This window comes from Actomonas spartinae (assembly GCF_051209155.1).
Classification (GTDB): domain Bacteria; phylum Verrucomicrobiota; class Verrucomicrobiia; order Opitutales; family Opitutaceae; genus Actomonas.
The window spans coordinates 1,397,710-1,409,637 of sequence record NZ_JBPJGB010000002.1 but is presented as its reverse complement, the minus strand read 5'-3'; the positions used below and the strand labels follow the sequence as shown (position 1 = coordinate 1,409,637).

Below are 11,928 nucleotides of genomic sequence, written 5' to 3'. Positions count from 1 at the left end.
GCTTCATGTCCAAGCTTCCTCCTCGCGAACGCTTCCTCAACGCCCTGCGCCAAGCCGTCACCGACGGCTCGCTGGTCAAACTCACCCTCGGTCACCCGTCACCCGACGCCGACCCGACCGTGCGCAATGTTTTCGTGCGCCCGGTCAGCCTCAAGGCCGGCCCCCACCTCAGCTTTGTCACGCGCCACGAGACGCGCGACCTGACCAAAAACCACGCGCCGGAGGCGGCCATCGCCGAGGTCGAGCACCTGCTTGGGTTCACCTTCCTCGACGCCCACCTGTTCACGCCGGCGCAGACCGTGCAGTTCACCACCGCGCCGAACGGCCGCTGCCGGGTGAAGTTCCAACTCGCCGACAGCGCCCCACCCGCGCCCGACGTTCGCCACGACAAAGCCAAACAACGGCCCATCGACCGTTCCGCCGCCTGGCTGCACGATCTCGGTGTCACCCACCCCGACGGCTCCCCCCGCCCCGGCATGGCGCCCAAACATCGCCAGATCCAAAAGTTCGCCGAAACGCTCAATCACCTGCGCGCCAGCGCGGGCCTCGCCGAGCGCACCGACCTGCGGGTCGCCGACATGGGCGCCGGCAAAGGCTACCTCACCTTCGCCGCCGCCGCCTTGCTCGGCCCGAGCTCCGCCGTCACGGGCGTCGAGCGCCGAGCCGACCTCGTGGAGACCTGCAACCGCGTGGCCCAGACCCACGACCTTGCCCAACTCAGCTTCCGCGCCGGCGACATCGATCCGACCGCCGCCGACCTCGGCCCACTGGACATCCTCATCGCGTTGCACGCCTGCGACACCGCCACCGACGACGCCCTGGCCGCCGGTATCCAATCCGGCGCTACGCTGCTGGTCGTCTCGCCCTGTTGCCAAAAGGAATTGCGCCCCCAACTCACCGCCCCGGCCGTGCTGGCGCCCGCGCTGCGTCACGGCATCTTCCAGGAGCGTCACACTGAGTTCGTCACCGATGCCCTGCGCGCGCTGCTGCTCGAAGCCGTCGGCTTCGAAACCAAGGTCTTCGAGTTCGTCTCCACCGAGCACACCGCGCGCAACCTCATGCTCGCCGCCTGGCGCGCCCCCGAGACCTCGCGTGTGCCCCAACCCGCCGCGCTCAAACGCGCCCAGGCCTTCGCCGCGTTCTACGGCATCACCGACCACGCCCTCGCCCGCCACCTCGACCTGCCCCTCGCCTGATTCGAAAATCCCATGACTTGGGACGAGCTCGACTGGACCATCCTCGATCGGCTGCGCGACGGTTTCCTGCGCGGCGGCGCTGTGGCCGGTCCGTATTGGCAGAACCACGACGACCTCGCCCACTACGATTTCACCTACGCCGAACGCATCGGCTGGAAATGGGACCACGTGCTTGGCGAGCTCTGTCGTCGCGGTTGGTCGCCGCCACGCGGCAACCTCGTTGACTGGGGCTGCGGCTCCGGCATCGCCACCCGCCGTGTGCTCGACCACTGGCCGGCCACGCTCGCCGACGGTCACACCGCCCACTTCTTCGACCACTCCACGATCGCTGAGTCCTTTGCGCAGTCACGGCTCCGCGAAGACCACCCCACCTTCGCGACTCAGTCCTGGGACCGAACCGCGCCAATCGGCACCTTGCTGATCAGCCACGTGCTCAACGAACTCGACGCCGACAGCGCGACCGACCTGCGCGAGGCGATCGATCGCGCCGCGGCCGTGATCTGGATTGAGCCCGGCACCTCCGACGTCGCCGGCCAACTCGTGCAATGGCGCGAACAACTTCGCGAAACCTTCGCGGTGCTCTACCCCTGCACCCACGCGACGACCTGCGGCATGTTGCGCCCGGAAAACGCGCGCCACTGGTGCCACCATTTTGCCGCGCCGCCGTCGTGGATCTTCGCCGACTCCCATTGGGTGAAGTTTGGCCAGCGCGCCGGCATCGACCTCCGCAGCCTCCCCTACAGCGCTCTGGTGCTCGAACGCGTGCGCACAACCGGTCCGCTGCCGCCCGACGCGGGCCGCATCATCGGTCGCCCTGAGCGCTTCAAACCCTACGCCCGCCTGCTCGGCTGCGACGCCCACGGACTGCACGAGCTCACCCTGCCCAAACGCACCGCCCCGGCGTTGTGGAAACGACTCGAGCGCGCCGACGCCCCGCGACTCTTTTGTTGGCAACACGAACGCGCCACCATCAGCGCCACCTCGACGCTGTTTCCGACGGAAGAATCCTGAAACCAGTTGTCCCGATTTTGGGAATACGGCATACCGAAACCGTTCCGTCCACCTCGCCCTGCCCGTCTCAGCCGCGTTCACTTCCGCCTCACCACAAACCAGTTAGCTTGAACCGCCTCGGCTGGCACAGCTCCTGATACTTCGGCTTTCACTCTTCACCGTTCACCCTTCACCATTCTCCCATGATTTCCCTCCGCGGTCTCGAACGTGTCTACCGTCTCAAAGGCGGTCCCTTCTACGCTCTGCGCAACATCAACCTCGAGATCGCCGCCGGTGACTTCGTCTCGATCATGGGCCCGTCCGGCTCCGGCAAGTCCACCTTGCTGCACGCGCTCGGCCTGCACGACAGCGCGTGGGAGGGTGAGTATTGGTTCGACGACGCCCCGGTCCACAAACTCAACCAGAAGCAGCGTTTCGCCCTGCAAAAGCAGAACATCGGCTTCGTCTTCCAGAGCTACCACCTGCTCGACGACCTCACCGTCTACGAAAACCTCGAGGTCCCGCTCTCCTATCGCGACACCCCGCGCAAGGACCGCGAGTCCATCGTCTGCGACATGCTCGATCGCTTCAGCATCGTCGGAAAACGCGACCTCTACCCGAGCCAACTCTCCGGCGGCCAACAGCAACTCGTCGGCATCGCCCGCGCCCTCATCGCCAACCCGCGCATCATCCTCGCCGACGAACCGACCGGCAACCTGCACTCCGATCAGGGCAAGGAGATCATGGAGCTCTTCAAGAAGCTCAACCAGCAGGACGGCGTGACCATTGTGCAGGTCACCCACTCCAACGACAACGCCACCTACGGCTCCCGTGTCATCCGCCTCGCCGACGGCATGATGGTGGGCTGAATCCAGACCTGCAGGCTCCCCCGCGAGCGTCCCGATTTTGGGACAAGCCTTTCCCGAGGGCGATGACGCTGCCTCCTGGCGCGAATCGTCCTTTTTTATTTTATTCTCATTACCAATGGCTTACGCCACTCGCTACCGACTTGGCACAGCCGCTGCATAGATGAATCCATTCCACTTTTCCGCATGCGACGTTTCCGCCCCCAGACCTTCCTTCGCCTCATCGCCCTCGCGCTGCTCCCACTGAGCCTCAGCGCCCAAGAGCGCATCAGTTCGCTCACCTTGAACGATGCCATTCGCGCCGCGCTGGCGAAGAATTACACCATCAAGGCGCAGGCCGCCGGCACCAACGCCTCCCGCGCCGAGCTTGCCGCCGAGTGGGGCGCCTTCCACCCCGGCATCCAGGGTCGCTACAACTTCAACTCCGACGGCAGCCCGCAATCGGCCGACCCTTTCACCGGCAACCGTCCGCCCTCCTCCGTCGTCGAGACGGACAGCTACAGCATCGGCGTCGGCGGCATCACCCCCTGGGGCCTCAACTACAGCGTGTCCGGCTACACCCAAAACCAGCGCGGCACCTTCAACGCCTTTGCCGACAACTACTACACCTTTGCCGGCATCGAGCTCACCCAACCCATCCTGCGCGGCTTCGGTTGGGACGCCAACCTCGTTGGCGTGCGCCTCGCCCGTGCCACCCACAACAGCCAGCGCTGGGCCTACCGCGCCACGGTCATGAACATCGTGACCGGCACCATCAACGCCTACCTCGAACTCGACTTCGCCCAAAAGAACCTCGCCATCGCCCGCCGCTCCCGCGACCTCGCCCAAAGCCTCCTCGACGAAAACGAAAAACGTTTCGCCGCTGGATCACTCTCGCAGGCCGACGTCACCTCCGCCCGCACCCGTGTCGCCACCCGCGAGGAGGCCATCCTCTTTGCCCAGCGCGCCGTCACCCTGGCCGAGAACGCCCTGAAAAGCCTGATCTCCGACGACAAGACCACCGCCCTGCTGGCCGAACATCTCACCATCACCAAGGCCGCCCCCCTGCCGGATCACCAACCCAACCCCGCCGCTGAGTTCGCGGACGCGCTCGACCGTCGGCCCGATTACCAACAGGCCAAACTCAACGTCACCCGCGCCGACGCCAACCGCCGCTACCGTCGCAATCAACTCCTGCCCCGCATCGACCTCGTCGGATCGCTCGGCTACAATGGCCTCGATCCCGACTTTTCCCAAAGCCGCGACCAGGTGCTCGATCGCGACAGCCGCTCCTACTCCCTCGGCGTCGTGTTCAACTCGCCCATCACCTTCGCCGCCGAGCGCGGTCGCTACCGCGCCGCCAAGTTCACCCAGGAGCAAGCCGAGCTCAGCCTCGCCCAGACCGAGCAGGACATCGTCGTCGCCCTCGGCAATGCGGCCAACAACATCGAGACCACCCGCCAACGCGTCGAGGTCTCCAAACAGTCGCTCGACCTCGCCGAACAGGCCCTCGACGCCGAGTTGAAAAAACTCCGCGCCGGCACCGGCTCCACCTTCTTTGTGCTCGCCCAACAGGAGATCCTCGCCGGTGCCGAAATCAGCGCCTACCGCGCCGAAATCGACCACCAGCGCGCCCTCGCCGAATACAACCGCCAGCTTGGGCTCACCCTCGAAGCCCACGGCATCTCCATCGAGGGCGACACCGAGACCCGCCTTTGAGCAACCACAAGAGGCCGGCCGATACTTGACGCCGCCCCGTCGTCGCGCAGGTTGGACGCCTGATGCTCCGTCCGTGGCTCAAGTCCGTGCTCGTGATTGCCGTCCTCTCCATCTGGTCGGCCGCCACCGTGCATTGCGGTATTGAAGCCAGCGGCGTTTTCACCGGCGCGGCTGAGCAATCGTCCACCGCCACGGAGGAGGATCACGGTTGTTGCGATCCAACTGAAGACTGCAGCCGCGACAACTGCGGTCTCGTCGAAGACGCTGACTTCGCACAACCGCTCGGCTCCCTGAAGGCCCCGGCCCCGGCGCTGAGTTTTGAACTCTGCCTCTCCTGCCTGCACGCGGCGCTCGCCGAGCAACCGGCACTCGCCCAACCCGCCCCGATTTTCGCCTCCGATCGGCATCCGCCGACGTGGCTGCCTGATCGCCATACCGCCCGTCGCGCCGCTTTGCCGGCGCGCGCACCTACGGCTCAGGTTTGATCCCGGTTCCATCGCGTCCCCGCGCGGACGCTTCCGTGAACCATTCCGCCCAAGAACCGACGGCTTCGTCCGTCTGCTGTTTGCGTTCCGATCAAACCCGCCCGTATGCACCTCTCCACTTTCCGAAGGCCTCCCGGCCGCCTTTCCCTCCTGCTCCTCGCCGCGCTAGCGCTGCCGTGGAGCGCCCACTCCGCGCCTCTCGCGGCCGAGGACCTCATCGCGCAAATCCTCGCGCAAAATCCGGAACGCGCCTTCTACCTCGCGGAAATCGCCGCCGTCGAAGCCGAAGGCGCCCGCGACATCCGCTGGACCGAACCCGAGCTTTCCGTCGAATACGGTCGAAAACGGGTCCGCGCACCCGGCGGTGCCCTCGCCGCCGAAGGCAATGCCTGGGCCGTCGCCGTGACCCAGACCTTCGAGTGGCCCGGTCGTCTCGGTCTGCGCAAGGCCCTCGCCGATCAGGACGTGGAACTCGCCCGGCTCGGTCTCGCCCGCTTCGAGCGCGCCCTGGCGGCCGAAGCCCGCCAACTCGCCTTCGGGCTCTTCACCGCCGAAGTCCAGGCCCGCGCCGTGCAGGACGTCGCCGCCCGCTTCACCGCGCTTCGCGAAAGCCTCGTCGCCCGCGAACCGGCCGGCATCGCCGCCGAGCTGGAACTGCGGGTGATCGAAGCCGCCGAACTCGATCTGCAAAAGCGCGCGACCTCGGCTGATCTCGCGGTGCAATCGGCTTTGCTCGATTTGAACCGCCTTCGGGGTGCGCCGCTTGATGCACCGCTCGAACTCACCCTGCAGTTGCCCAATGGGCCATCGTCGCTGCCCTTGGCCGAAGACCTTTTGCGGGCGGCCTTGGAAAAGAACTTCGACTTTGCTGTGCGCCGCGCCGAGCTCGCCCGCCAGGGCCTCGCCGTCGACCTAGCCCGGCTCGAACGACTGCCGCCCATCAGCGTCACGCCCTTTGCCAGCACGGAGTCGGGCGCGGAACGTGAGACCGTCATCGGACTCGGCCTCAGCCTGCCCCTGCCGGTCACCGGTCGGGCGGCCTCCGCCGAGACCGCCGCGCTCGCCCGTCAGCGCCAGGCCGACATCGCCCTCGCCCTCGCCCGCCGCGACCTGCGGCGCGACCTCGAGTTGGCCCGGCAAACCTACGCCGCCCGCCACGCCGACCTGCCGGCCGACCCGACCGCGACCGTCGCCGCGTTCCGGGACGCCGCCGCCCTGGCCGACCGCCACTACCGCCAGGGCGCCGTGCCCGTAGGCACCTACGTTGAATTGCAGCGCAGCTACCTCGACGCCCTCGAATCCCTCTACGCCACCCAGGCCGACGTGCTCACCGCCGCCCTCGAACTCGAGGCGCTCACCGGCCTCACCTTCATCACCACGCCCTCCGCGCCATGACCCGTTTCTCCGCTCTCACTTCCCTTGCCGCCCTGACCCTGCTCGCCAGCGGCTGCAGCGACTCCTCCGCCGCCGCCCAACCGGACGCGCAAACCGCCACCGAAGCGGCTTGCGCCTACAAGGCCGGCCACGGCGTGCAACTCACCGCCGCCGCGCGCGAGTTCGCCCAGCTCACGACGGCCGAGGTCGCCCCGCGGGGCGAGGCCTGGACCGCCATCCCGCGCGCCGCCGTGCTGCCGACCGCCAACGGTCCCGTGGTCTACGTGGCCAACGGCGATTGGTTCCTGCGCACCCCGATCGAACTCGGCGCCGCCATCGATGAGGACCACCTCGAAGTGACCGCCGGTTTGTATGAAGGCGATCTCGTCGCCGTGGGCGGACTGCGCGTCCTCACCCTCGCCGAGATCCAGGCCGTCAACGGAGGCGTCGGTTGCGCCGACGGACATTGATGCTGGAACGCCTCGTCGATTTTTCCATGCACCGGCGTGCGCTGGTGCTGGTCGTGGTCCTGGCCCTGTCCGGACTCGGTCTCTGGTCCGCCAACCGGATTCCGGTCGATGCCGTGCCGGACATCACCAACCCGCAGGTGCAGATCAACACCGAGGTCCCGGCCCTCGCGCCCGAGGAAATCGAGACGCTGGTCACCGTGCCGCTCGAACTCGAAATGGCCGGTCTGCCGGGCATGATCGAACTGCGCTCGTTGTCGAAGTTCGGACTGTCGCAGGTCACGATGACCTTCGCGGACGGCGTCGACATCTATCGGCTTCGCCAACTCGTCGCCGAGCGCTTGCAGCAGGCCCGCGACCGCATCCCGCCCGACGTCTCTCCGGAGCTCGGTCCACTCAGCACCGGCCTCGGCGAGATCGTGTATTACACCATCGACTTCCGCCCCGACGCGGCGGACGTGCCGGCTGATCGTGCGGAGCAGCTGCGCCAACTGCGTATCCTCCACGACTACACGATTCGCCCTCTCTTGCGGTCGACCCCGGGGCTCGCCGAGGTCAACGCCATCGGCGGCTACGAGAAGCAGATCGTCGTTCAACCCGACCCCGCCAAGCTCGCTGCCGCCGGCGTGAGTTTTGACGAACTCGTCGCGGTCGTTGCCTCCAGCACGGAGAACGCCGGCGGCGGCATTCTCGAACTCGGCGGCGAATCGGTCATCGTCCGCGCCGACACCCGGGCGCGGGGTCCACTCGACATCTCCGAACTCCCGGTGAAGTTCGCCGCGGGCGCCGACCCCATCCGCGTCGCCGACCTTGCCGAGGTGGTCATCGGTTCCGCCGTGCGCACCGGCGCCTCGACCGCCAACGGCGAGGAGACCGTGACCGGCGCGGCCATCATGCTCGCCGACGGCAACGCGCGCGCCATTGCCCGCGCCGTCACCGATCGCCTGGCCGAAATTCAGACCACGCTGCCCGCCAATGTTGTTGTCGATGTCGTCTACGATCGCGCCGACCTCGTCGACGCCACCATCCGCACCGTGGAGCTGAATCTGCTGGAAGGCGCCGCGCTGGTCACCGCGGTGCTCTTCCTGTTCCTCGGCCACGCCCGCGCGGCCTTCATCGTGGTGCTCATCATCCCGCTGTCGTTCCTCTTCATGCTCAGCGGACTCGTCGCCACCCGCATCAGCGCAAACCTCATGAGCCTCGGCGCCATCGATTTCGGCCTCATCGTCGACGGCGCCATCGTGATGGTGGAGAACGCCCTGCGCCATCTCTCCGAACGTCAGCACGCGCTCGGCCGCCGCCTGACCGCTTCCGAACGGCTGACCGCCCTGCGCGCCTCGGTGCGCGAGGTGGCGCGGCCGATGTTCTTCGGCGTGCTCATCATCACGCTGGTCTACGTGCCCATCCTCGCGCTCACCGGCATCGAGGGGAAACTCTTCCGGCCCATGGCCGTCGCCGTCATGCTCGCGCTCGGCGCCGCGCTCGCGTTGGCGCTAACCCTGGCGCCGGCGCTCTGCACGTGGCTGCTGCGAGGCGAGTTTCGGGAAAAAGACAACGCCCTCGTGCGGGCGACCAAGGCGCTCTACACCCCGCTGCTGGCACTGGCCCTGCGGTTGCGCGTGCTGGTGGTGGCGATCGCACTCCTGCTCTTCGCCGGCTCGGCCTGGCTCTTCCAGCGCCTCGGCGCCGAGTTTGTCCCCCAACTCGACGAGGGCGCGCTCTCCATCCAGATGATCCGCGGCAACAGCGTGGCCCTCACCGACTCTGTCGCATTGCAACGCGCCACCGAGAAGCTGCTGCGCGAACGCTTCCCGGAGATCAGCCACCTCTTCGCCCGCATCGGCACCGCCGAGATTGCGACCGATCCGATGGGCCCCAACCTGGCCGACACCTACGTCTTCTTTCATCCGCGCGAAACCTGGCGGGAAGTCGACGGCCGCCCCATTACCAAACCCGAGCTCATCGAGCTCATGCGCCGCGAACTCGTATCCACCATTCCGGGACAGGTCTACCTCTTCACCCAGCCGATCCAGATGCGCTTCAACGAGATCATGGCCGGCGCCCGAGCCGATCTCGCGTTGAAAATCTACGGCCACGACCACGCCGAACTCGAGGCGCTCGCCGGCACCGCCCGCGACATCCTGCGCACCATCCCGGGCGGCGGCGACGTGGAGTTTGATGCGCTGGGCCGTTCCCCCGTGCTCGATATCACCCCGCGCCGCGATGCCCTGCGGCGCCTCGGGCTGCACGCCGATGAAATCAACGCGACCGTCGGCACCGCGCTCGGCGGCGCCACTGCCGGCACGTTGGTCGAAGCGGAACGCCGCACCGATGTGGTGGTCCGGCTGCCGGAAGAAGCCCGACACGACATGGCGGCGCTCGGAAACCTCCCGGTCGTCGCACGCGATGGCGCGGTGCAGGTTCCACTCGGGCGGGTCGCGGATTTTACCGTTACCAGCCGCGTCGGGAGCATCACCCGCGAGGACACCCAGCGACGGGTATCCATCCTGATCAATGTGCGCGGACGCGACACGGAGAGCTTTGTCCAGGAAGCCACCGCCCGACTGCGGGCGGAAATGGAATTCCCGCCGGGCTACGCCTTCGAATTCGGCGGTCAGTTTGAAAACCTGCAGGCTGCCCGCACGCGGCTCGCGATCGTGGTGCCGGCGGCGCTGGGCCTCATCTTCCTGCTGATCTACGCCAGCTTCGGCTCGGTGCGACAGGCGGCGCTCGTGTTCGTGTCGGTCCCGCTGGCCGCCACCGGCGGCATCGCCGCGTTGTGGCTGCGCGACATGCCCTTCACCATCTCCGCCGCGATCGGCTTCATCGCGCTCTCTGGCATTGCCGTGCTCAACGGCATCATGCTCATCAGCTACATCAACCAACTCCGTTCCGCCGGCGCGACCGTGCGCACAGCCGTCGTCGAAGGCACCCTGACCCGCTTGCGGCCCAAACTCATGACCGCGCTGGTCGCTTCCCTCGGCTTTGTGCCGATGGCCCTCGCCACTCGCCTCGGCGCGGAGGTGCAGCGGCCGGTCGCCACCGTCGTCATCGGCGGCATCATCACCTCCACCTTCCTCACCCTGCTCGTGCTCCCGGTGCTCTACGACTGGATCGAGTCCCGGGCCGAATCCAAAGCCAATCCTTCATCATGAAAACCCATATCACTCTTCTCTTCACCCTCGGTTTGACCATGGCTTCGAGCGCCTTCGCCGAGACCTTGGCCGGCCCCAAAGGCGGACGTTTGTTGTCCACCTCACCGCACACCGTCGAGTTCTTCGTTACGGCGGATCAGCACGCGGAGCTCACGTTCTATACTGCAGATCTGCAACCCGTCGCCAGTGGCGCGGCCGAGGTAAGCGTGATTGCGGAACCGACTGCCGGCCGCACCCGCATCGAGTTGGAACCGACCGCGCAAGGCTTTCGCTCCACCGCCCCACTGCCTGAAGGTGCCCCCTATCGCGTGGTGGTTCAGGTTCGGGCCGCGCCGGGCGAACGGCCACAGAACTTCCGCCTCGATCTCGATCTGCACACCTGCGGCGAGTGCCAGCGAGCCGAATACGCCTGCACCTGCGAAGGTCACTGAGGTCTCCGGCCAACGGGAGCAAGACCGGCTACGGCATGAGCGCTCATCACCATCACGATCACGGCACCGAGAACGTCAGCGACCGCGCCATCCTGTGGGCGGTCGGACTGAACATCGGCCTGTCCGTCTTCGAAATTGTCGCCGGCGCCATCGCCGGGAGCGTGGCGCTCTACGCCGATGCGCTGCACAACTTCAACGACTGCGCGGCGCTCTTCATCGCCTACCTCGCCCGCCGCATTGCCCGCGCCAAACCCTGCGCCCGCTACACCTTCGGGCGCCGCCGGGCCGAGCTCATCGGCGCCATGATCAATCTCACGGCGCTCGTCGTGGTTGGCCTCTTCCTCGTCAAGGAAGCCGTCGCGCGGTTCATCACGCCGGTCCAACCCGACGGCGTCTGGATCATGGCCGCCTCAGGCGTGGCGCTCGTGGTCGACCTCGGCACCGTGTGGCTGCTCTGGGCCATGTCCAAGGGCGGACTCAACATCCGCGCCGCCTTCATTCACAACCTGACCGACGCCCTCGCCTCCGTCGCCGTGCTCTTGGGCGGCGCCGCCGTGTGGTGGTTTGGCTGGAGCTGGGTTGACCCGGGCATCTCCCTGTTGATCGCCGGCTACGTGCTTTACACCTCGGTCGGTATGCTGCGCGAAACATCGCACATTCTCATGGAAGGGACGCCGTCCGGTATCGATCTCGATGAACTTTGCACGGCCGTGACCAAACTCGAGCCGGTGCAAGACATCCACCACCTGCACGTCTGGCAACTGGACGAACAGCACACCGCCCTGGAGGCCCACGTCGTCATCCCGAGCGAACGGCTGGCGGACGCCACCGCCATTCGGCGCCAGCTCCACACGCTCCTCGAGGAACGTTTCGACATCGGCCACACCACCATCGAGCTGGAGGAAGCCGGTCAAACCTGCGGCTGCTCCGCCCGCTTCCCGGATCACTAAGCGCCCCGGGAAAGGCCACGCGGTCCGACGCTTGACTCCCGCGTCCACGTTCGCGAGAAACGACCCCTTTAACTCCAACCAACACTATGGGACAACAACTCAACAAGATCCAAAAACGTCGTCGCCGCGAGGCCTACCTGAAGCGCAAGAAAGAGGCCGCCAACGCCGCCTCCAAGGGCAAAGCCAAGGCCAAGAAATAAGGCCAACTTGCTTCAGACGAACGAGAAACCGCAGCCCCCGCGCTGCGGTTTCTTGTTTTAAGGCACGGGACGTTTCCCGGGAGTCAGAGCCTCGCTTGGCAGACCGCACTCGGCAT

Annotated in this window: 10 protein-coding genes; all 10 read left to right on the top strand. The window is 66.8% G+C overall.

Annotated elements, in window-relative coordinates:
• Nucleotides 1-5: 5 nt before the first annotated feature.
• The 10 genes from AC0MRV_RS13460 to AC0MRV_RS13415 all read left to right on the top strand — a co-directional run bounded on the left by AC0MRV_RS13460 (nt 6) and on the right by AC0MRV_RS13415 (nt 11,612).
• A complete protein-coding gene (locus AC0MRV_RS13460; protein ID WP_472765001.1) occupies nt 6-1,196 on the top strand; it encodes a class I SAM-dependent methyltransferase in 1,191 nt (396 codons plus the stop codon).
• A 12-nt stretch (nt 1,197-1,208) separates the two neighbouring features.
• A complete protein-coding gene (locus AC0MRV_RS13455; protein WP_472765000.1) occupies nt 1,209-2,207 on the top strand; it encodes a small ribosomal subunit Rsm22 family protein in 999 nt (332 codons plus the stop codon).
• 182 nt (nt 2,208-2,389) lie between these two features.
• Nucleotides 2,390-3,055 carry an ABC transporter ATP-binding protein gene (locus tag AC0MRV_RS13450; RefSeq protein ID WP_472764999.1) on the top strand — a complete coding sequence of 222 codons (666 nt, stop codon included), beginning with the start codon at nt 2,390-2,392 and terminating at the stop codon, nt 3,053-3,055.
• A gap of 183 nt (nt 3,056-3,238) precedes the next feature.
• Complete coding sequence (locus AC0MRV_RS13445; RefSeq protein WP_472764998.1) at nt 3,239-4,750, top strand: TolC family protein; 1,512 nt, start codon at nt 3,239-3,241, stop codon at nt 4,748-4,750.
• 62 nt (nt 4,751-4,812) lie between these two features.
• The gene (locus tag AC0MRV_RS13440) at nt 4,813-5,235 is read left to right on the top strand and encodes a hypothetical protein (RefSeq protein WP_472764997.1); all 423 of its coding nucleotides are present in this window, start codon (nt 4,813-4,815) and stop codon (nt 5,233-5,235) included.
• A gap of 105 nt (nt 5,236-5,340) precedes the next feature.
• Entirely contained in the window at nt 5,341-6,630 is a 1,290-nt protein-coding gene (locus AC0MRV_RS13435) for a TolC family protein (protein ID WP_472764996.1), read from the top strand.
• Complete coding sequence (locus AC0MRV_RS13430; protein WP_472764995.1) at nt 6,627-7,079, top strand: hypothetical protein; 453 nt, start codon at nt 6,627-6,629, stop codon at nt 7,077-7,079. The genes AC0MRV_RS13435 and AC0MRV_RS13430 overlap by 4 nt, the downstream gene beginning before the upstream one ends.
• Nucleotides 7,079-10,231 (top strand): efflux RND transporter permease subunit, encoded by a 3,153-nt coding sequence (locus AC0MRV_RS13425; RefSeq protein WP_472764994.1) that lies wholly within the window; start codon nt 7,079-7,081, stop codon nt 10,229-10,231. The genes AC0MRV_RS13430 and AC0MRV_RS13425 overlap by 1 nt, the downstream gene beginning before the upstream one ends.
• On the top strand, nt 10,228-10,662 hold the full coding sequence (locus AC0MRV_RS13420; protein WP_472764993.1) for a hypothetical protein: 435 nt from the start codon (nt 10,228-10,230) through the stop codon (nt 10,660-10,662). Before AC0MRV_RS13425 ends, AC0MRV_RS13420 begins: the two co-directional genes overlap by 4 nt.
• 35 nt (nt 10,663-10,697) lie before the next feature.
• Nucleotides 10,698-11,612: a cation diffusion facilitator family transporter gene (locus tag AC0MRV_RS13415; protein ID WP_472764992.1), complete on the top strand. Its 915-nt coding sequence runs from the start codon at nt 10,698-10,700 to the stop codon at nt 11,610-11,612.
• Nucleotides 11,613-11,928 lie beyond the last annotated feature (316 nt).